Below are 18,621 nucleotides of genomic sequence, written 5' to 3' on the forward strand. Positions count from 1 at the left end.
CCTCCCCGGCCCTTCGGCCGGGCAGGGCGCGATGAGCGCCCCTCACCGACCGCGTCTTCACGCGGACGGTGGATCGTGCGGCAGGCGGACGATGTCGGTGCTCAGTGGGCGAGCTGGTCGGTGAGCGCGGTGCCGATATCGGCGTGCGCCGCGGCGAGCGCGCCGATCGCGCGGCTGACGACGTCGGTCGCCTCGTCGCTCGGATCGATGCACCAGCATTTGCCGGCGTGGCGGATGTCGATCAGCCGGTCGGACTTGTTGTCGATCCCGAACGTGTAGCCTTGACGCTGGTCGAAGCCGGCGACGGTGACGTCGGTCGTTTTGGCCTTGATCGTGACGACGGGCGCGACCGCGGGGGTCAGCAGCACGGTATCGCGCGGCGTTTGCGCCTGTGGGACCAGCGCGGGTGCGGGCGGCTTGCCGAGCGTCGGCATCTTCGGGATCGGCACGAGGCCGTTCACCGCGTCCTGCGCCATGTCGGCCGCCATTGCGGTCGCCATGAAGATGGCGGTGCGCGCGAGATCCTGGGCGATGGCTTCGCGGTGCGGCTCGGTCAGCGTGGGCAGGAGGTGGCAGAGTTTGGTGTCGAGCGCGAAGGCGACGGGCTCGGCGTTGGGATCGATGCACATGATCGTGACCTTTCGGCAAAATGCCCGGACCCCATGTCCAGGATGCCGATCCGGTCCCTCTCTCCTTCCGGCGCAGCCGGTGCCGGCATCGTCGCGAGGCGATGCCGTGCCGTTCAGCGAGGCGGTCGCGGATGTCGCATGAGGCGCTTCCGGGCGGCCGACAGATGATCGATCGAGCGTTGCAGGAAGAAGGCGTGCGCGCTGTCGGATTCGAGTGTCCCCAACCGGCGTTCGAGCGCCGTGATACGGTGGTGGATCGCATCGATCGTCAGCATGATATCGTCGAACGAGAGCGCGACGACGGTCTGCGGATAGGGATAGGGCAGCGCCGGCGCGACGAAGGCGAGGAAATGGGGCTGCACGGGCAAATGGTGCAGGAGGGCGGTCGCGACCGCGCGGCGGATCTGGGAGGCGCCGTGGACGAGTTCTGCTAGCAGCACGTCCATCGCCATCGGGCGGACGATGCGCAGTGCGCCGGGGTCGAGGGTGACGGCGATCGGATCGGTCGAGGCGAGACCGATGACGCCCTCCGACAGGATGGCGAGAACGTCGCCTTCCTCGATGCAGGGACCGTCATCGAGACAGGCGTCATGCGCGGCTTCGCTGGTGTCGAAATAATGGACGCGATACATGGGCTGGTCCCTTTCTGCTGGGTCAGGAATATTCCGGGCGACGTGCGGGAAACCGCGTGGGCGGGAGGCCGGAGAAGCTGAAGGCGCGGAAGCGTCCGCCGGTGTAGGCAGCCGAATCCACCGGCGGGCGATGCCGCTGCAGGCGCTCGAGCAGCCGGTTGGCGCGGCGCATCGCCGCGACCGCGGCCTCGTCGTGGTAATGGAGGGCGATCACGCGGACGAAGGTGCCGGTGTCGTACCGTAGGGTAGGCAGGGTGGCGTCTACGAGAGAACACCCCACTGCCCCCCTCCGAACCGGACGTGCAACTTTCACTGCATCCGGCTCTCCGCTCCGGGCACTGTAGAACGAAAGTCCGGCAGCTTCCCTGCATGAAGGAGTTGATGACAGGGCGCGCAAAGCGGCCTCGTCTTCCGGGCCCGTTCGGCGTGAAGCCTCCGGAACACCGGCCCATCCCTCATGCGACGCACGGGGTTGCTGTGGTGAAGATGGAACGGTCCATCGGTGCCGCCACATGCGGAGCATGCTTGGGCGAGCACTCGGTCAGTCAGGTTGGTCCTGCTTAACCGAAGAGCTTCCGTGCGAGGCGTGTTGTCGACCGACGGCCAGAACACCGGCCTACGATCGAGTTCCGCCAGTCGCCAAACCGCGATCCTCCTCTCATCCCTCCCAACGCCGATACGCACTACGTACCTGCCCGGGCCAACCCTGAGGCGCCGGAGCGAAGCCATTAGGCTTGTCCGATGCTTGTGCGCGAGCGTCTTGAACAGACTACCGCGCCAGAGAAACTCGAGCTTGTTGAGTGCGCCTTTCACATCCACGGCCAAGGCATAGTAATTTGCAAAGCCGCGAAGTTCGGCGTTGTAGACCTTGACGATCTCCGCATCATCCATGTGAAGCAGGCCCGGACGGTGCACAGCCCGTCCCAAGTCGAACTGACCATAGCCGTGCTGTGTAGGGCGGTGACAAACCCGGCCACGGGAGCGCCGGCATAGGTGCCGGTGCGGCGGAGAGAAATCCTGCCAGTGGTAAGCTGCTCCATTTGGGGCGGCGAGGATGTTTGCCTTGGAGAGCTACGCGGCCGTTCGGCGTTTCGTGTTCGTGGAAGGTCATAGTCGCCGGGAAGCGGCGAAGGTGTTCGGTCTGAGCCGGGACACGGTGGCGAAGATGTGCGCGTTCTCGCTGCCACCAGGCTACCGGCGCGCGAAGCCGCCGGAGAAGCCGAAGCTGGGGCCGCTGTTGCCGGTCATCGACGCCATGCTGCGCGAGGACCGCCTGTCGCCGGCCAGGCAGCAGCACACCGCCAAACGGATCTTCGAGCGGCTGCGCGACGAGCATGGCTATGGCGGCGGCTACACGGTGGTGAAGGACTATGTGCGGCTAAGTCGGGCCCGCAGCCGGGAGACGTTCGTGCCGCTGGCGCACCCGCCGGGCCATGCCCAGGTCGACTTCGGCGAGGCGTGGGCCGAGATCGGCGGCGTGCGGCAGAAGGTTCATTATTTCTGCATGGACCTACCGCATTCCGATGCGTGTTTCGTGAAGGCCTATCCGCGCGAGACGACCGAGGCGTTCCTGGACGGCCATGTTTCGGCCTTCGCCTTCTTCGGCGGCGTGCCGCTGTCCATTCTCTACGACAATCTGAAGATTGCGGTGGCGAGGATCTGCGGCGACGGCAAGCGCGAGCGCACGCGGGCCTTCACCGAGCTGGTCAGCCACTACCTGTTTGCCGACCGGTTTGGCCGGCCCGGCAAGGGCAACGACAAGGGGAAGGTCGAGGCGCTGGTAAAGCACGCCCGCGCGATGTTCATGGTGCCCATTCCCGTGGCGGCCAGCTTCGACGAGTTGAACGAGCGCCTGGCGAAGGACTGCCTGGCCCGACAGAACGGGCATGCCGGACGCCATGCCGACACCATCGCCGAGCGGCTTGCCGCCGACCGGCAGGTCTTCCGGGCCTTGCCGGCGGTGCCGCTGGAGCCGTGCGAGAAGCGGTCGGCGCGCGTGTCGTCGACCGCGCTGGTGCGCTACCGGACCAACGACTATTCGGTGCCGACCGCCTACGGCTTCCGCGACGTCCTGGTGAAGGGGTTCGTCGACGAGGTCGTCATCAGCATCGCCGGCGAGGAGATCGCCCGCCATCCGCGCAGCTATGGCGAGGGCGCCTTCGTCGCCAACCCGCTGCACTATCTCGCGCTCATCGAGCAGAAGCCCGGCGCGCTCGACCAGGCGGCCGCCTTGCAGGGCTGGGATCTGCCCGAGATCTTCCAGCATCTGCGCCACCTTTTGGAAGCCCGTATGGGCAACAAGGGGAAGCGGGAGTTCATCCAGGTGCTGCGGCTGCTCGAAGCCCTGCCGCTCGCCGTCGTCACCGACGCGGTGACACAGGCCGTGCAGCTCGGCGCCATCGGCTTCGACGCGGTGAAGCTCATCGCGCTGGCGCGTATCGAACGGCGACCGCCCCGTCTCGATCTGGCCGCCTATCCGCACCTGCCCCGGACGGACGTGAAGACGACCCGGGCGGCGGACTATGGAGTGCTGGCGGCATGACAAGCGACAAGATGCCGACCGGCACGACCGGCGGGACACCCCAGGTGCTGCTCGCCCACCACCTCAAGCAGCTCAAGCTGCCGACCGTGCTGCGCGAATATGAGAAGGTCGCGCGCGAATGCGCCCGCGACGGTATCGACCACCCGCGCTACCTGCTGCGTCTCATCGAGCTTGAGCTCATCGACCGGGAGCGGCGCACGGTCGAGCGGCGGATCCGCGCCGCCCGCTTCCCGGCGGTGAAGAGTCTCGACACCTTCGACTTCACCGCCATCCCCAGCCTCAACAAGATGCTGGTGCTCGAACTCGCCCGCTCGGAATATATCCTGCGCCGGGAGAACGTCATCGCGCTGGGTAACAGCGGCACGGGCAAGACGCACGTCGCCCTCGCGCTCGGCCTGGCGGCTTGCCAGAAGGGTTTCACCGTCGCCTTCACGACCGCGGCCTCGCTGGTCAACCAGCTGATGGAGGCGCGCGACGAGCGGCGTCTGCTCAAACTCCAGCGGGAACTGGCGGCCGTGAAGCTGCTCATTGTCGACGAGCTCGGCTATGTGCCGCTGTCGGCGACCGGCGCAGAACTGCTCTTCGAGGTGCTGTCGCAGCGATACGAGCGCGGCTCGACCATCATCACGTCGAACCTGCCGTTCGAGGACTGGACCCAAGTGCTCGCCTCGGAGCGGCTCACCGGCGCGCTGCTCGACCGCCTCACGCACCACGTCTCCATCCTCACCATGAATGGCGACAGCTACCGCCTCAAACAGTCCGCCGGCCGGCGCTCCGCCAGAAGGGCGGAGCAAAACCAGGCCACTGTGTCGGCCGACCCCAACACCGGAGAGATCCCGCCGACATAGCCGGGAGAAAACGGTCGCGACGACATGGAAAGGGCCCCGATCGGGGCCCTTTCCATGTCGTCATCACGCCTCGACCGCTGGCCTACTTTTACACCGCCACCGTGGCCGGATTTTGCTCCGCCGTTGACACCGTGCCTCTGGCTGAACGATTGCACCTTGTCGCGCGGGACCAGCAACTGAATTTGATCCGTCACCGTCCGCTTGACTGCGACGATGCCCGTCCGTGCCCGTTGTTTGACGAGCCGGTCGGACGCCGTGCGAGTGCGCACGTCGTAGCCAAGGAACCTTGCTCCCTTCCGAGCCTCGCGGATCCCGCTTTTCAACGGGGACGTTCGGAGCTCAAGCTCGCTCGCGAGGAAGCCCTCGATGGCGGCCTTGATCTCTTCGGCCTCGGCCCGGCTGCCGATAACCCCCAGAAGGAAGTCGTCGGCGTACCGGACGTAGCGAAGGCGTCGAAAGTCTGGATCGAACGGGTCCGTCGCGGGTAGCTTGCGCATCGCCGCGAGCGTCTCCTTTATTCGGTCCAGCCATGGTTGGATTTCATCAACCTGCCCTTTGTCACGCAGCGCAGCCACGCGCTTCCGGGCGTACTCGGAACGGCGCTGAAGGTGCCTGTATTCCGCCGATTTGCGACGTTGGGCACCCTTGTCGAAGCCAGCGACGAGCCCTTCCACATAATGGTCAAGCTCGTGCAGGTAGACGTTCGCGAGCAGAGGCGAGACGATGCCTCCTTGCGGCGTGCCACTATAGGTTTCGTGGAAACGCTGCTGCTCCAGATACCCTGCCTTCAGCATCGCACTGATGAGAGCGGTAAACCGCCTATCATCAATGCGACGTTCAAGCAGGCTCAACAATTTCTCGTGAGAGATGTTGTCGAAGTATCCTTCGACATCGACTTCGATCAGCCACTTCACGCCCTTCCATGTCTTGCGGACATGGTCGAGCGCCGTGTGACACGACCGCCCCCGTCGAAAGCCGTGTGACCGATCAGAGAAGATCGGTTCATAGACTTCGTTCAGGATCATCCTGACCACTTCCTGCACCAGTCGGTCGGTTGCAGTCGGGATGCCGAGCGGTCTTGTTTTACCGTTGGTCTTGGGGATGTGGACGCGCCTGACCGGCTGCGGGCGATACGTGCCCGCCGAGAGTTGCGCGATCACCGCATCGATCCGGCTTTCGTCGAGATCGGTTACGGCCTCACGGTCGATGCCGGGGGTCTCTGCCCCACGGTTCTGTTGGATGCGGCCCAAAGCTTCCACCCACAAGGAGCGGGATAGCAGCAGTCGGAACACACCGTTCACACGTTTGCCGGTCAAGGCAATCGTTCCAAGTGATTCCAGCCTTTTCAAGGCGGCACAGGGTTGCATCAGCAGACCTCCGCCCTGGTTCGATGCTGGATCGAAGCTGCCGCACTTCCCCCGCTCGGTTGCGCTTTCGCTCGGGTCACCCCGAACTTATACGGCCGACCGTCCCTCACCGAGGCAAGGGCTGTCCCGGCAATTACGCCGGGTGTTCGGGTAATATTGCGGCTCCGCCGCCATACAGGTCGATAACTCGACCAGCTACAGGCGGTCCCGTAGTTACGCGTGAAAGGAGATAAGCTAACGGTCTTAGGTGGCCTTTTCATCTCTAGTCCTCCGAAGGAGGTCACGCCGACAAGGTTGGCCGGTCAAGTCGATGGTACGGACTTGGCCGCTTCTCGGGTCCGAGCTGGTAGAGTGGACCCGACGCGTCGGTGCGGGGTTTCAGTCGCTTTCCTCGCCGCCAAGGGTTTAGGCCGCGAGAGATTGGGCTTCACGCAGTGTAGCGTTCACCATAACCGTCTTGCCCTGACCCGTTGCTTCAATGCGACTATTCACTTTGGGCCTTTTCCGAGCATGCTATGGTCCCGTTCTCCTTTCGAAGTTTCAGCCCGAGGGCACCGGTAAGCTCGGTGGGCAGATGCCATTGCCAACAAGCATCACGTCATCAGACGCACTCCTTTCTCGCGCCACAACGGCGCACACCATCCCCCTTCCTCGGGGCCGCCCCAGGCACGGTCGATTTCGTAGAAGGCGAGGATGCTGCGCATGGGGTCAGCTCCGGTTGTCACCGGGTCGGATGATCCTCCCGGTTCATAACAGCCGGTCCCCCTTCCCCTTCCTCAGACGTCCGGTGCTTCGTCGGGACGCTGGTGGCGCAGCGCACGCGCGAGCGCCCGCTTGCGGGCGGTCGCCGCGGCGCGCGACGGATAGGCGCCCGAGAGGCGAGAGGGGTGTGACAAGCTGTTGTCGAACACGACCCAGCCCGTTGCGGTATGGGCGACGTGCATCCCGTCGCTGCGCGAGGGGGTGGTCATGACGGGCGCGCCCGCCTGATCGCGGCCTCGGCGATGAGCTGGCCGGCAAGCGTGTTGCGATGCGACGCGATCCGGCTGTCGGGCGCAGCCACGACTTCGGCCGCGCGTGTCAGCAGCGCAGCGAGGTCAATGTCCGACATCGGCGCCGGGTTGGTCGCGGATCGCGCGGGTTCTTCCCCGGCCTTGTCGAGCATCAGCACGAGGATCGAGGGCTTGATCTCTTCGTCGAGCGGTCGACTGTCGGCGACGAACTTGCCGCCACGCGTGATCGCGAACGCGTTGAAGGTGGGTGATACCCCGTTATCGGCGTTGGGGATCGTGGTGCCGCGGTCGTGGAACTGGATGTCGATGAAGCGGGGCGGGCCACCATAAGTGGATTCGAGAAAGCAGAAGGTGACGCGGCGACCCTCGCTGGTCTTCGCCGTGATCGTGAACGCGCCGTCGGGCACGTCGATTGGTTTGTGCGGCACGTCGTTGTAGCCGGCGAAGCCCGCGGCGATCGCGTCGGCGCGCGTCATGACGGGGAGATCGGTGATATCGGGCATGATGAAAGCTCCTTGCTCTGGATCAGGCGGCACGCTTCAGCGCGATCAGGTCGGAAAAGCGGTCTCGCACCGCGCCGGCATTGGGATAGAGATCGGCGAGACCGTGCCGCGAGAGGATCGGTGCGCGGGACGCGGCGATGATGCCGGCCTCCTCGATGGTGGGAATGCGCGGCGGCCAGCCTTTGACGTAGCGCAGGTCGGGCGGCATCGCGGCTTCGAGCCGTCGCCGCTCGGCGGCATCGGCCTTGGCGAGGGAAATCCGGTTCCTCAAATTACCCGGTATGTGACGCGGTGCGACGTCGGCGAGCCAGCGTGCGGGCTGGAACGAGAAGGTTGAGGTCGCCTCGAGGCCGACCAGGTGGAGCAGCGCGGGACGGTTCGCCGGTGCCGAAGCCGATGCCTGGGCGTCGCCGAGCGATTGAAGGACGCAAAAGCGGCACGACAGTCGTGACGACTGGTAACAGGTGTAGGCGACGTGCAGCGGGATGCCGAGCGTATCGTGCGCGGCGAAGACCTGTGGTGTCGTCCAGTGCGCGATCGGGTTCCACAGCATCATCGCGGTGCCGTGCGGATTGCCGGCAGCGGCGTAGCGCGCGTCTGCTTTCCATTCGGGTGTGCGTGACCGAGCGATGCTCTCGTCGCGGCGCAGTCCCAGCACGTTGATGATAGTCTGGCCGCGCAGCAGTCTGGCGAGGTGCGGCCCGATGACATGGGCCTTCATCTCTGAGGTGCAGAAGCGCAGCGCCGAGGATGACCAGGGACCGATCAGATTATAGGTTTCGAGTGCCTCGTAGCGCGCCTTGCCGTTGGCAAAGCGCGTGGCCCAGCGGTCGAACAGGTCGCCGGCGTTGCGCCGGACGATCGTCAGCGGGACGCCGGCGTGGGCCGCGAGATCCTCGACCGTCGCGGGCGTTTCGTCCCATTCGGCACGGCCGAGGTCGGCGTGAATGGCGATACGCCGCTCGCGCGGATGGCCGAGCGCATCGAGGATCAGGTTGACCGCGAACATCGCGGCCGAGCTGTCCTTGCCGCCCGAGAGGTTGAAGACGATCCATGCGCCGCGTTCGACCGCGTCGAGGATGGCGGGCGGCAGGGCGAGGGCCGGAAGGCCGGCGACCAGGCCGCGTCCGATGTCGATGAACATGGCCGTTCAGGCCGCGAGCGGCGCTGGCAGCGCCAGCCACTCGGGTTCGTCGTTGGCGATGACCGGATCGTGTGCGCGGGCCTCGGCTTTCGAGAACACGGTCGCGCTGGCGAGTGCCCCGAAGCCGTCGTCGTTGTTCCAGAAGACGGCGTGGCCGTCCTGGTCGCGCGAGGCGAGCACGAAACCGAAGCGACCCTCGTGACCATGGGTGTCGGGATCGGCTGCGGCGCTGCGCGCGGCGCGATCGAGGATGTCCTGGGTGCTGTGGAACGTCAGCCCCGCGTCGGTAATGATGACGCAGCCGCTTCCGAACTCGCCGGGGCGCAGCCGGTCGCAGTCGGAGATCCATGCGAACCCGCAGGGGAGCGCGGACTTGCAAGCGCGGAAGATGAGCTGGGCGACCTGTTCGACGCCGAATTGATCGCCGCTGAAGAATACGCGCGCGTTCCCGTCTTCGCCTTTCCAGTCGATGTCGATCGCGCAGTCGAGATAAGGGAAATGCCAATCGTCGAATATCTCGAGGAAGCTTTCGAACTTCATCGGCCCCTTCGCCGGGAACACGGCGTGAAACGCGGGATCGAGCGCGTCATATTCGTGGGCGAGGTCGGCATCGTCGCCGTTGGTGTCGAGGATATCGACTGCCTGTTCGGCAATGGTTAGCAACGCCGCGTCGGCGTGGCTCATGGTCAGCGTGAACGCGGCCTTGGTGTAGGTGTTCGCCATGGGAATGCTCCGAAATGATGGGAAATCGCTCTGTGCGGTCGCGCTCAGGCGTCCGCGGCCTCGGCGAGACGCGCGTTGGCGGCCGCGGCCTCGGCGGGGTAAGCCTGCGTGAGATTGCCGTGCAGGACCGCGAAATCCGGGATCGGGAAAAGACCGTTCGGCCCGGGCCGGGTAATCAGCAGCGCGCTGATGACGGCATCGGCCGGATCGGCATGGACGATGGTGGGCGTCTCGCCGTTATACTCGACCGGCGCGGTGAAGCCCGCCTCGCGCCAGGTGGCGAGTCCCTCCTCGACGCGTGTCGCATAGTCGGCGACGGCCTCGTCGAGCTCGTTCTCGATATGGAGGACGAGTTCGACATAGCGACCGAAATCGTGTCGGTTGGACAGGCCGGCGAGGCGGCATCCCGGGGGCGGCGGGCCGTAGCGTGCGATCAGCGCGGACTTGTAGACCGCGATTTCGAGGCGGTTGAGGCTGTCGAAGTTGGGCGACTGGCCGAGTTGCGCGCAATCCTCCTCGGCGGGACCGGCACCGAGATCGATAAAATATGGCATGGGGCTCTCCGTCGATCGTCATTGATCGACGCGCCCCATCCCCCTCCCCTTTCTTGTCGGGTACTCAGTCGCCGAAGAAGCGGCGCTTGATGGCGATCTGCGCCTCGCCATCGGACTGGCCGAGGGTCATCAGCCGGTCGGTCTCGAGCGTGATCGCGAGATCGGCGGGAAGATCGGCCCAGCGTGAGGCGATGGTGACCGCGGCGGCCGCTGTGGTCAGCTCGCCGGGGTGCGCGCCATGCCATGCGACGGTTTCGTCCTCACCCGTGAGATGCGGGTGCGGGCGCAGCACCTGGACGAAGAAGGTGCCAAGCGGGCGGTCCCACCCGATGCTGACGCTGGTGCCGGGTTCGATACCGGGAAACTGGTGGCGGCTCATGGCGATCCTTTCAGGGTCAGTGCAGCGAGATCCACTCGCCGTGCCAGGGGCGCGGGTGCGGGTAGAAGCGAAGAACGCCTGGAACATCGGTTTCGCCGCTGGCGAGGCGTTCTTCCAGCCAGAGGATGTAGAGCGCGGCGTCGGCGAGATCGCCGGCGAGCAGATCGTCGAGCATCGCGGCCTCGCGCGCGGTCTGTTCGTCGAGCGCGGACCAGTCCAGCGCATCGAGGAAACGGTCGCGTCGATCGGTGTAGCGCGCGATGCGGGCAGCGTCGGCCTGGACGCTGGCGATGGCGAGATGGATATCCACGGGCGGTGCTCCTTCCGGCATGTCGGTGACATGCCGCCCGCTCCCGCTCCCCTTCCCTCGCGCCGCTGGCGCGGGGATCATGCCGCGAGGATTTCGCGGATCGCGTCGCTCCGGCGCGGATAGGCAAGCCGGGGCAGATCGCGCGCGGTGCGCCGGGCGTCGCGCGTCAGCTCGAAGCAATAGGTGAATAGCGGGCTTTGCCGGTGCGGGCGGAGCAGATTGTCGGCACGGAGCCGCGCGAGCCAGTCGGCGGGGTGTTCGTGCGCCTCCGGCCTCGGCGCACCGAGCCGCACCAGCTGGTCGATCGCCCCGGCATGGCCGGATTCGAGGTTGCGGATCTTCGACAGCGTTCTCTCCGAGATCGTCTCGCCGGCGATGCGCAGCACCGTCCGCGGCCTCGTGCGGCCGCGATAGGCGCCCGACAGCGCGGCATAGACGACGCCGCAATGGCCGAAGGCGGGATCGGAGAAGCTGACGACAGCGTCGATCCGGGGCTTGGCGAGGCGCAGGAGGCGGAAGGCGCGCGACGTGAAGAAGCTTTCGCCGTTCGCGGCGACCGAGGGCAGGCAGATGAGCCGTTGCAGTACGCAGCCCCGAGCGGGATCGGCATAGCCGGTGTGCCGGGTGATGACCGCGCCGGTCGCCGGCACGCCGAACACGATGAGACCGACCAACGTGGATCTGCCCGGGTCGCCCGGACCGAACAGCCCGCAGGCGAGCTGGGCGGCGGGATAGCGCGGGAGGTAATGATGGTCGGCGAGGAATGCGCGGGCAGTATCATGGGCGACGACATCGACGGCGTAGCGGCGCGGGTCGATCACGCTGTCGCCGGCAACGAACAAGCTGCGCCGGTCGCGCCAGCGCTGGGAGCGGTCGGTGAGCATGGTTACCTCCGTCAGGCCGCGTCGGCGTAGATCTCGGCCGCCCAGGTCTCGATCCATCCGGTGGTGATCTCATCGTGATCGAGATCGCCGCTCTCGATCAGGGCGCGGATCTCGGCGCGAGCCTGCGCGATCGCGCGTTCCCAGGGGTCGGCGGTTGGTGGCGGTGGAGCAGACGCCGCGGCCTCGGGCAGGTGTCGCGGTGTTTCGAGCGTTCGCGCGCATTGCGTGCGATACCAGCGTTCCATGAAGTCGGCGCCGAGCGCGTCGGTCTTGGCGATGCGATGCCTGAGCGCGTGCTGTCGCACGCCTACGCCCCATCCCTGGCTGTCTATCGAGGCGATCCAGCGTGCGAACGGCGTGAGGTACGGCAGGGCATCGCCTTTCACCCCGAAGAGGTGCGCCTTGACGCCGATCGGCAGGATGCGGGTCAGCCGCTCGACGACGGCGATCAGCCCTTCGGGACCGTGGATCGGTCGCCGGCACATGCTGCCGATGCCGACGACGGTGCCGGGCAGGATCAGACCGCCGATCGCGTCGAGTGAACGGACGTAGTCGTCGGGCACGCGGCCCTGCAGCACGGGCATCAGCCGGTCGCGGATGGCCAAGTCGTCGGCGCGGGCAAAGCATTCTCGGTTGGTGGCGGTGGTGCGCGCGATGCGGTCGAGCACTTCCTCGCGGTCGTGGGCAACGCCCTCTTCGCAGCAGTAATCGACCGACGAGATGCGTCGGAACGGCCATGACGCGGCGAGCGCCATGTAATCGGCGATGCTCCAGGGAAGCCCGCCATAGCGGACCATCATGGTGTAACCGGCGGAATCGAGGTCGACGCTGGCGAGCGGTCGCGCGTTGGCGAGCGTTCCGGTGCGCCATCCCGACCACTCGCGCCAGCCATCGGCCTTGCGCCAGCGCGACAGACAATTGGCCGAGATCAGCACCGGTGCTTGCAGCGCGACCGCGCGCTGAAGGATAGGCCCGTTTGCGAGATGCGGCAGGCCGAGGATGATCTCGATCGTCATCGTCTAGCGGCCAGCTAGCTGATAGCTGTCGGCCATTCCGACAATACGCATCACAGATCCTCGCGCAGCATGAGCGTGAGAACACGGCGCGTGATGCTGGCGTCGGCGGGGTCTTCCGATCCCCATTCCAGCGCCACGTCATAATAATCGATACGGAAGTGTATCGTCTCGCCTGACAGCTCGAACTGGCCGCGATCGCGCTCGGGACAGTCGGCGGGGAAAGTGTAGCGGCGCAGCGCCTGCAGGACATGCGCCTGGGCGACGGCTTCCGAGGCGAGCGTGCCGTTCGACAGCGCGCCGAGGCACGCGCGCGTCATGACGATCTTCGCGGTGCGGTCGAACCCCTGGCGGCAACGGTCGTTGAGCCTGGCCACGGCTTCGAGGCGCGTTTCGGTGGCGGTCGAAATCATGTGATGATCCTCCGTTTGGTCGATAGCGATGGTGGCGGGGACTTCAGGCGGCGAGCGCGTCGCTTCGTCCCCGGCCTCGTTCGGGAAAGGCCGCATGGAAGCGGTCGAGCCAGTCGCCCATCGTCGGGCGCTCGCCGAGCGGGATGACGGCCGCGACATCCTGGAACCGGATGAGGTCGAGCGGCGCATCGCGGATGATCCGGTCGATCTCGTCAGCCGGCAGGAGGTGCTCGTCGCGGATGAAGGCGGTCATCGATCCCGGGCGCGCGCGGGTCGATCTGCGCCACAGGCCCTCGACCGTGTGCAGTCGCGGGGCGGCGCGTGCCTCGACCAGCACGATGAGTCGCAGGCACCATTGCGGGAGGCCGCGGATTTCGCTCGGATGGTTGGCGATGCACAGCCAGCACGCCGATTTGGGTGGCACCGGCAGACCCTCGGCCTGGATGCGGGCGACGCAGTCGGGCCGGTCCCATCGCCATTCGCGCAAGGGGTACTCGCAGTCGTACAGCGGATCGTCGATCGACAGCGCATGGTTGGCGCGCGCGGTGTCGCGCGGTCCGGCGTCATAGCCGATCAGGCGAACGACGCGCTGCCCGCGCGCCCAAGCGTCGACCGCTGGTTGCCAGGTCGACAGGAATTTGTCCTGCGGCGCCTTCTTGTATTTGAGGCTGCAACTCGACCCGCCGAGCGACTTGCTCGGCAGCGTGGCATTGGTCAGGCACATCTCGAGGATGCCGTAATAGGGCGGCCAGTGCTTGAATCGCTTCGGGACATAGCTGACCAGCTCGAAACGGATACCGCGGTCGCGCATCCAGGGCCGGATCACGTCGAGATATTCGTAGGTCGCCGGTTTCTCGACCGAGGTATCGGCGGTCAGCACGAGGTCAGGCGCTTCGCCGCGCGCGTGCTTCTCGATCAGCAGCGCGGTGCTGTCGACGCCGATGCCGTAGGCCAGCACCACTGGTGGCGGCGGCGCCAGCGGCACGACCGGAACTGGCGCGCCGGTCATGGCGCCTCCTCCGGTTCTAGATAGGTGTCATAGGGCGCACCGGCAGACTCGATCCAGCTACCCTCCTCGTCGAGATTCTCGATCCGTGCGAGCAGCGCCGCCTTCAGCTGGCGCGCATCGACGTCGTGGCCCTTGTCGTCGTTCGAGACGAGGCTGAAGGCGAGCGTGTAGGCGTGGTTGTAGCGCGCCATGTCACGCGTCCTCCGCCGCGGCCTTGGGCGCGGCGGGAACCGCGCGGGGCGTGATCGTCACGTCGAGCCGGTCGCGATTGATGACGACGGTGACCGTCCGGTCCTCGGGGACGAGGAAATAATGCCCCGCCAGCTTGTCGCGAATGCGGTTCTCAAGCGCGGCATCGTCGCCTTCGAGCAGGCCGATGATTCGTTCGGCGGCATCGGCCTGGAAGCGCTCGAGCTGCGTATCGTAGCTGTCGGCATCGCTGTCGTCGCTGGCATAGAAGATCGCGCTTTCGAGGATGTCGGCGACGCCGAGCGCGGTGATTTCGCTGCCCCGGCGGACGAAGACGGACGTCTCGTCGACCGAGTTGCACGACCATTGGTCGGGTGCGAAGGCGACATCCGCGTCGGTCGATACCTCGATGAATGCGCCGGCGTGGCTCATCGTCGCCTCGAGCGTGATAGCCTCGACCCAACCGTTTTCCGCCTCGGCGGGGGCTTCGCGGCTGTCGGAGACGATGAAGGTGCGGTCGCCCTGGGTGACGCGGAACCGCATATCCTCGACACGGGCGAGGATATCGTACCAGCCATAGCCCTTGAACGCGTCCTGGGCCTCGACCAGCGGACCACCGAACGGATTATGCTTCGCGATCGCCGCCTGCGCGGGTTGGCCGATCAGCGCATCGAAGTCGGGCATCAGCACCATGCCGGTGTCGGTCACGCGTGCGCCGCTCTCGTAGTTGCGCGAGCTGTCGGCCGCATAGGCGGTCCATGCGAACAGATAGGGCTCGGCTTCGGGTAGTGCGATACCGAGCGAGCGCGCCTCGCGCCAGTCATGCGCCGACAGCCGGTGCGTCCCCGCGGCCTCGATCGCGCGGTAGATCGCGAGCCGGACCGCATCGCGCAGGGCGGCGATGCCGGTGTTCTCGACCACTTCCTTGCGCGCCGGGAGGACGAGCTGGATTTGCGGCGCGTCGAAGATGTCGACCCGCGCGATCCAGTGGCCGCCCCGGTCGACTTCCTGAACATACGGCAGGTCGCACGGGATGGTCAGCCCGTGGAAGTTGAGGCGTCCGTCGCGCGAGGAATAATGCGAGGGGTGTTTCTGGAACACGCCGATGCGCACGCCGTACCATTCCTCGACATGGACCGCGTCCTTCAGCCAGTCCTCCTGCGGAAGGACCGCGCCGTTCCAGGTCACGGGAACCGGATAATGTTTGGCGGCGCGGGCCACGTCGCGCTCGAGCGTCTTCAGCCACTCGTCGGGCACGCGCACGGTGATCGCGGTGCCGCGCATGATCGGATCGGGTTCGATCGCGATCGGGCGGCTCGTCTCCCACGCCGAGGCCGGGATATGCGCCATCCAGCCCTGGCGGTCGGGTTTCGAGAAGGAGCGGATGATGACGTCGCGGCCTGCGAGGCTGAACACGCCCATGCCGGCGGGATCTTCGGCGCGGCGCGTCTCGTCGGACCAGCCCGAGCGGCCGAGCGTGACGATGCTCACCGGATCGGCGATGCCGTGGCCGTCATCGGTGATGTGCAGGAAGTGCTCGGCGCCGGCGCCGTTCAGCGCGAGCGCGACGCCGGTCGCACCGGCGCGGCGCGCGTTCTGGAGGAGTTCGCAGATGACGTCGAACGCGGTATTGTTGAACAGGCGCGTGACCTTGGCGATCGTCTCGGGGGCGACCGCGGTCGCGATGGTGGCGGGAATCATGGGAGTGCGCTCCTGGAAAAGGGCTCAGGCGTCCGTCACGCCTTCCCTCCCCGCTCCCTCTCTCCTTCATCGGCGCATCGGGCCGAGCCCTGGTCAGCCTGCCTTGCCGTCGCGGAACGCGCCGACCACGGTGCCCGCGTCCCAGTGACCGCTGAGGATACCGCGACGCGGGACCGAGTTGATCGCATAGCGCCGCGCCGCGAGGAGGCGGGCACGCCGGGTGTCGCGGTCGATCGGCGCGCCGGTTGCGATATCGCGGGCGAGGCGAAGCGGCGTCATGGCTTTTCCTCATCGATTGTGCCGGGGATGGCAACATGGTCGGTGACGCCCGTTCCCGAAGGATCGAGCGCGATAATTTCGGCGAGCGTCCAGGGGGCTGCGCGGCGCGGGCGACGCGAGAAGCGAAGCTCGTGCTTTTCGGCATATTTGTGGACCGCTGGATATTTGCGGCCGATCGCTGCCGCAACATCAGGCAGCGCGACGCCGAAGTCGTGCGCGATGCGCAGCGCCCGGATCTCCTCTTCGGTCCATTTCCGGTGATAGCCGTGGACAAGGCCGAGGATGTTCGCGCGCGTGAACAGCGAAGCCTTGGTGCGACCCATCTTCGTCGCCAGGGCGTCCATCGGCATCGTGCCGTAAAGGTCGCGCAGCCTTTCCAGATCATTGTCGCTCCACACCGGCCCGCCCCGGAACCCGTCGCGGTTGGCATGTGTGCCGCGCAACCCGAGATAGTCGGCGCGCCAGCGGATAGAGCATTTCGTGCGGCCGAGCCTGGTCGTGAGCGGGGTCAGGCTTGCCCCGTCGGCATAGGCGCGGATGAGCAGTGTGTCTTCGTCAGGGGTCCAGTTGCGGCCCCATCCCCGGCCATAGCCGAGCTTGCGCAGGTGCGGCCCGAAGCCAGCCTTGGTCCTGCGCGGAAAGCCCTCTGTGGCGAGAATGTCGATGATCGCGATATAACGAAGCCCCTCCCCGGCCAGCGTCAGCGCCCGCGTCGCCTCGGCCTCGGTCCAGTCAGCGGGCTTGTTGGGATGGCGCAAACCGAGCGCGTTGGCACGGGTCGCGGTGCCGGACAGCGGGCGTCCGATCAGCGTGGCGATCTGTGCGATCGGGATCGCCTGCGCGTAGCCGGCGCGCAGCTGGGCATCCTCCCAGTCGCTCCATTTTGGAGGATTTCCTTCGGTCAGCCCGAGCACGCCCGCGCGGGCATAGACGCTGGTGCAGGCGCGGCCGAGATCTCCAGCGAGATCGGCCGTGGGGCGAAGGCCATATTCGCGGGTGAGCCATGCGTCTTCGTCGGTCGACCACGGACGCGACGAATTGCGGCGCAGGCCCAGTTTGGCGATCTTGTCGCGCACGCCGGCGCGGCCGCGACCGAGCGCGGCGACGATGTCGTCGATCGCAGCGTCGTCGCAGAACATGCGTTCGACCGTGGCGATCTCGTCGGGGGTCCAGGCATCGTGCCGGAACGGCATCTCGCGCAGGCGCCCGCACGGCTCGGGCAGCTTCGGACACGCGACCAGCTCGACGATATCGGGCGCGAGGTCGGTCACAGCGACACCACGGCGACGTCGCTCAGCCGCGCGCGCAGCCGTGCATGCAGGCGGGCGATGCGGTCGTCGCCCTTGGGCATGGTGTCGACCGCGGCGATCGCCGACAGGAGGTTGAGCGCGCGGTCGGTGCGCTCGGCGTCGAGCGACAGGTGCCGTGCGAGGTCGCGCGCGGTGCTGGCGTTGGGGGAGATGCGCTTCAGCGCGTCCATGATCGCGGCCGCGTCGGTCGCAGCGGGATCGAGCAGGAACGCGTCGAGCGCGCGCGTGCCCTTGAGGGCGATGGCGGGGCCGTGGTCCGCGACCTCGGCCAGGCCCGCGAGATCGAGCAGCTTCGCCGCCTCGTCGGCATCGACGGACGCGGCGGCACGCAGTTCCGGGGTCTTGCCGAGATGTTCGGTGATGGTGGGATCGATATGCGCCAGCACCGGGGTTGCCGACAGCGCCGGACCCATCGCGAAGAAATCGCCGGGGGCGAGGTTGCGCAGCAGGTCGGCGTCACGCGCGGGAAAGCCGAGCAGGTCGGCCGCGCGCGCGATGTCGCGGTCGAAGACGTTGAGCCCGACCAGCACGTTCTGCAGCTCGGACACGACCGAGGTGGAGAGCTTCGCGAGGCGCTGGGTGGCGATGACGGGGGCGAGACCGCGCTTGCGGCCGCGCGCGCACAGGTCGGTCAGGGTGGCGACGCCGAGCCGGCGGGCATCGGCATCGAGCGCGGAACCGGCGACATGCGGTGCGAGCAGATGGCCCTCGTCGATGCACACCAGCATGGTATGCGCCCAGTCCTCGCGCGGTGCGCCGACCAGGCCGGCAAAGAACGCGGCTGCCTTGATGATCCGCTGGTCGGGATCGAGGTCGGTGAGGTCGATGTGCATCGACAGCCGATGTCGCCGGCTGCGCGTCGCCGCGGCCGTCAGCCCGTCGGCGGTGAGTTCGACCGCGCGGATCGTGGTCGCGCCGATATGGCGGGCGAGGTTCTCGAATTCCCCCTCGGGGTCGACGATCGCAAGCGTCGTATAGTCGAACGCCTCCTCGATGATCCGGCGCAAGGTCCTGCTCTTGCCCGCCCCGGAGCTGCCCTGGATGAGCAGGCGTCCGGCAAGCAGGCGATCGAGGTCGAGGCTGAGCGTGCCGGTCGAATGATGGCCGAGCGGTACGCGATTGTCCGCGGCCTCGGGCGCGCGAATCGGGGTGACACAGGTCATGGCGTGGTCCTCCGGG

The 18,621-nt window shown here is 66.8% G+C and carries 23 protein-coding genes; 2 read left to right on the forward strand and 21 right to left on the reverse strand.

Annotation, left to right across the window (positions count from 1 at the left end; all coding sequences use genetic code 11):
• Positions 1 to 101: 101 nt before the first annotated feature.
• From AX735_RS08100 to AX735_RS26770, 4 genes are all read right to left on the reverse strand, one after another.
• The gene (locus tag AX735_RS08100) at positions 102 to 629 is read right to left on the reverse strand and encodes a hypothetical protein (protein WP_033967159.1); all 528 of its coding nucleotides are present in this window, start codon (positions 627 to 629) and stop codon (positions 102 to 104) included.
• 113 nt (positions 630 to 742) lie between these two features.
• Complete coding sequence (locus AX735_RS08105; RefSeq protein WP_010409110.1) at positions 743 to 1,261, reverse strand: hypothetical protein; 519 nt, start codon at positions 1,259 to 1,261, stop codon at positions 743 to 745.
• 22 nt (positions 1,262 to 1,283) lie between these two features.
• The gene (locus tag AX735_RS08110) at positions 1,284 to 1,475 is read right to left on the reverse strand and encodes a hypothetical protein (RefSeq protein WP_156445886.1); all 192 of its coding nucleotides are present in this window, start codon (positions 1,473 to 1,475) and stop codon (positions 1,284 to 1,286) included.
• 95 nt (positions 1,476 to 1,570) lie between these two features.
• Positions 1,571 to 2,152, reverse strand: coding sequence for a group II intron reverse transcriptase/maturase (locus tag AX735_RS26770; protein WP_082741042.1), 582 nt, complete (start codon positions 2,150 to 2,152; stop codon positions 1,571 to 1,573).
• Between the two features lie 163 nt (positions 2,153 to 2,315).
• Between AX735_RS26770 and istA the strand changes: the two genes are divergently transcribed.
• Positions 2,316 to 3,803: an IS21 family transposase gene (istA, locus tag AX735_RS08120; RefSeq protein ID WP_066278423.1), complete on the forward strand. Its 1,488-nt coding sequence runs from the start codon at positions 2,316 to 2,318 to the stop codon at positions 3,801 to 3,803.
• Positions 3,800 to 4,651 (forward strand): IS21-like element helper ATPase IstB, encoded by an 852-nt coding sequence (gene istB / locus AX735_RS08125; RefSeq protein ID WP_371859768.1) that lies wholly within the window; start codon positions 3,800 to 3,802, stop codon positions 4,649 to 4,651. The genes istA and istB overlap by 4 nt, the downstream gene beginning before the upstream one ends.
• On the opposite strand, the gene AX735_RS24225 is transcribed toward istB, so the two are convergent.
• The 17 genes from AX735_RS24225 to AX735_RS08215 all read right to left on the reverse strand — a co-directional run bounded on the left by AX735_RS24225 (position 4,546) and on the right by AX735_RS08215 (position 18,605).
• Entirely contained in the window at positions 4,546 to 5,967 is a 1,422-nt protein-coding gene (locus tag AX735_RS24225; protein WP_202189532.1) for a reverse transcriptase/maturase family protein, read from the reverse strand. The two genes, istB and AX735_RS24225, sit on opposite strands and share 106 nt — an antisense overlap.
• A gap of 827 nt (positions 5,968 to 6,794) precedes the next feature.
• Entirely contained in the window at positions 6,795 to 6,989 is a 195-nt protein-coding gene (locus AX735_RS08140) for a hypothetical protein (RefSeq protein WP_010409103.1), read from the reverse strand.
• Positions 6,986 to 7,534, reverse strand: coding sequence for a hypothetical protein (locus tag AX735_RS08145; protein ID WP_035386550.1), 549 nt, complete (start codon positions 7,532 to 7,534; stop codon positions 6,986 to 6,988). Before AX735_RS08145 ends, AX735_RS08140 begins: the two co-directional genes overlap by 4 nt.
• 22 nt (positions 7,535 to 7,556) lie before the next feature.
• Complete coding sequence (locus tag AX735_RS08150; protein WP_010409098.1) at positions 7,557 to 8,678, reverse strand: phosphoadenosine phosphosulfate reductase domain-containing protein; 1,122 nt, start codon at positions 8,676 to 8,678, stop codon at positions 7,557 to 7,559.
• A gap of 6 nt (positions 8,679 to 8,684) precedes the next feature.
• Entirely contained in the window at positions 8,685 to 9,401 is a 717-nt protein-coding gene (locus tag AX735_RS08155; RefSeq protein WP_062126508.1) for a hypothetical protein, read from the reverse strand.
• A 44-nt stretch (positions 9,402 to 9,445) separates the two neighbouring features.
• On the reverse strand, positions 9,446 to 9,955 hold the full coding sequence (locus tag AX735_RS08160) for a hypothetical protein (protein WP_010409093.1): 510 nt from the start codon (positions 9,953 to 9,955) through the stop codon (positions 9,446 to 9,448).
• Between the two features lie 64 nt (positions 9,956 to 10,019).
• Positions 10,020 to 10,334, reverse strand: coding sequence for a hypothetical protein (locus tag AX735_RS08165; RefSeq protein ID WP_010409090.1), 315 nt, complete (start codon positions 10,332 to 10,334; stop codon positions 10,020 to 10,022).
• A gap of 16 nt (positions 10,335 to 10,350) precedes the next feature.
• Positions 10,351 to 10,644: a hypothetical protein gene (locus tag AX735_RS08170; protein ID WP_010409087.1), complete on the reverse strand. Its 294-nt coding sequence runs from the start codon at positions 10,642 to 10,644 to the stop codon at positions 10,351 to 10,353.
• Positions 10,645 to 10,721: 77 nt separating this feature from the next.
• The gene (locus AX735_RS08175) at positions 10,722 to 11,528 is read right to left on the reverse strand and encodes a Mom family adenine methylcarbamoylation protein (protein WP_062126506.1); all 807 of its coding nucleotides are present in this window, start codon (positions 11,526 to 11,528) and stop codon (positions 10,722 to 10,724) included.
• A gap of 11 nt (positions 11,529 to 11,539) precedes the next feature.
• On the reverse strand, positions 11,540 to 12,544 hold the full coding sequence (locus AX735_RS08180) for a deazapurine DNA modification protein DpdA family protein (protein WP_066278431.1): 1,005 nt from the start codon (positions 12,542 to 12,544) through the stop codon (positions 11,540 to 11,542).
• A gap of 50 nt (positions 12,545 to 12,594) precedes the next feature.
• Positions 12,595 to 12,954 (reverse strand): DUF3768 domain-containing protein, encoded by a 360-nt coding sequence (locus tag AX735_RS08185; RefSeq protein ID WP_062126565.1) that lies wholly within the window; start codon positions 12,952 to 12,954, stop codon positions 12,595 to 12,597.
• A gap of 43 nt (positions 12,955 to 12,997) precedes the next feature.
• Entirely contained in the window at positions 12,998 to 13,963 is a 966-nt protein-coding gene (locus AX735_RS08190; protein WP_062126500.1) for a hypothetical protein, read from the reverse strand.
• A complete protein-coding gene (locus AX735_RS08195; protein ID WP_062126497.1) occupies positions 13,960 to 14,154 on the reverse strand; it encodes a hypothetical protein in 195 nt (64 codons plus the stop codon). The genes AX735_RS08190 and AX735_RS08195 overlap by 4 nt, the downstream gene beginning before the upstream one ends.
• Position 14,155: 1 nt before the next feature.
• Entirely contained in the window at positions 14,156 to 15,853 is a 1,698-nt protein-coding gene (locus AX735_RS08200; protein ID WP_062126492.1) for an ATP-binding protein, read from the reverse strand.
• Positions 15,854 to 15,946: 93 nt separating this feature from the next.
• A complete protein-coding gene (locus AX735_RS08205) occupies positions 15,947 to 16,132 on the reverse strand; it encodes a hypothetical protein (protein ID WP_024310655.1) in 186 nt (61 codons plus the stop codon).
• Positions 16,129 to 17,403, reverse strand: a complete 1,275-nt coding sequence (locus AX735_RS08210) for a hypothetical protein (protein WP_024310654.1) — start codon at positions 17,401 to 17,403, stop codon at positions 16,129 to 16,131. The genes AX735_RS08205 and AX735_RS08210 overlap by 4 nt, the downstream gene beginning before the upstream one ends.
• Complete coding sequence (locus AX735_RS08215; RefSeq protein ID WP_010408937.1) at positions 17,400 to 18,605, reverse strand: helicase HerA domain-containing protein; 1,206 nt, start codon at positions 18,603 to 18,605, stop codon at positions 17,400 to 17,402. Before AX735_RS08215 ends, AX735_RS08210 begins: the two co-directional genes overlap by 4 nt.
• Positions 18,606 to 18,621 lie beyond the last annotated feature (16 nt).

Source organism: Blastomonas sp. CCH1-A6, assembly GCF_001556365.1.
Lineage (GTDB): Bacteria > Pseudomonadota > Alphaproteobacteria > Sphingomonadales > Sphingomonadaceae > Blastomonas > Blastomonas ursincola.

Excerpts from the sequence above, each read along its gene's own strand:
- AX735_RS26770 (WP_082741042.1), bottom strand. The coding sequence starts at position 2,152 with ATGGATGATGCGGAGATCGTCAAGGTCTACAACGCCGAACTTCGCGGC.
- AX735_RS08100 (WP_033967159.1), bottom strand. The coding sequence starts at position 629 with ATGTGCATCGATCCCAACGCCGAGCCCGTCGCCTTCGCGCTCGACACC.
- AX735_RS08155 (WP_062126508.1), bottom strand. The coding sequence starts at position 9,401 with ATGGCGAACACCTACACCAAGGCCGCGTTCACGCTGACCATGAGCCAC.
- AX735_RS08195 (WP_062126497.1), bottom strand. The coding sequence starts at position 14,154 with ATGGCGCGCTACAACCACGCCTACACGCTCGCCTTCAGCCTCGTCTCG.
- AX735_RS08190 (WP_062126500.1), bottom strand. The coding sequence starts at position 13,963 with ATGACCGGCGCGCCAGTTCCGGTCGTGCCGCTGGCGCCGCCGCCACCA.
- istA (WP_066278423.1), top strand. The coding sequence starts at position 2,316 with ATGTTTGCCTTGGAGAGCTACGCGGCCGTTCGGCGTTTCGTGTTCGTG.
- AX735_RS08175 (WP_062126506.1), bottom strand. The coding sequence starts at position 11,528 with ATGCTCACCGACCGCTCCCAGCGCTGGCGCGACCGGCGCAGCTTGTTC.
- AX735_RS08205 (WP_024310655.1), bottom strand. The coding sequence starts at position 16,132 with ATGACGCCGCTTCGCCTCGCCCGCGATATCGCAACCGGCGCGCCGATC.
- AX735_RS08180 (WP_066278431.1), bottom strand. The coding sequence starts at position 12,544 with ATGACGATCGAGATCATCCTCGGCCTGCCGCATCTCGCAAACGGGCCT.
- AX735_RS08185 (WP_062126565.1), bottom strand. The coding sequence starts at position 12,954 with ATGATTTCGACCGCCACCGAAACGCGCCTCGAAGCCGTGGCCAGGCTC.
- AX735_RS08145 (WP_035386550.1), bottom strand. The coding sequence starts at position 7,534 with ATGCCCGATATCACCGATCTCCCCGTCATGACGCGCGCCGACGCGATC.
- AX735_RS08140 (WP_010409103.1), bottom strand. The coding sequence starts at position 6,989 with ATGACCACCCCCTCGCGCAGCGACGGGATGCACGTCGCCCATACCGCA.
- AX735_RS08200 (WP_062126492.1), bottom strand. The coding sequence starts at position 15,853 with ATGATTCCCGCCACCATCGCGACCGCGGTCGCCCCCGAGACGATCGCC.
- AX735_RS08160 (WP_010409093.1), bottom strand. The coding sequence starts at position 9,955 with ATGCCATATTTTATCGATCTCGGTGCCGGTCCCGCCGAGGAGGATTGC.
- AX735_RS08105 (WP_010409110.1), bottom strand. The coding sequence starts at position 1,261 with ATGTATCGCGTCCATTATTTCGACACCAGCGAAGCCGCGCATGACGCC.
- AX735_RS08150 (WP_010409098.1), bottom strand. The coding sequence starts at position 8,678 with ATGTTCATCGACATCGGACGCGGCCTGGTCGCCGGCCTTCCGGCCCTC.
- istB (WP_371859768.1), top strand. The coding sequence starts at position 3,800 with ATGACAAGCGACAAGATGCCGACCGGCACGACCGGCGGGACACCCCAG.
- AX735_RS08215 (WP_010408937.1), bottom strand. The coding sequence starts at position 18,605 with ATGACCTGTGTCACCCCGATTCGCGCGCCCGAGGCCGCGGACAATCGC.
- AX735_RS08165 (WP_010409090.1), bottom strand. The coding sequence starts at position 10,334 with ATGAGCCGCCACCAGTTTCCCGGTATCGAACCCGGCACCAGCGTCAGC.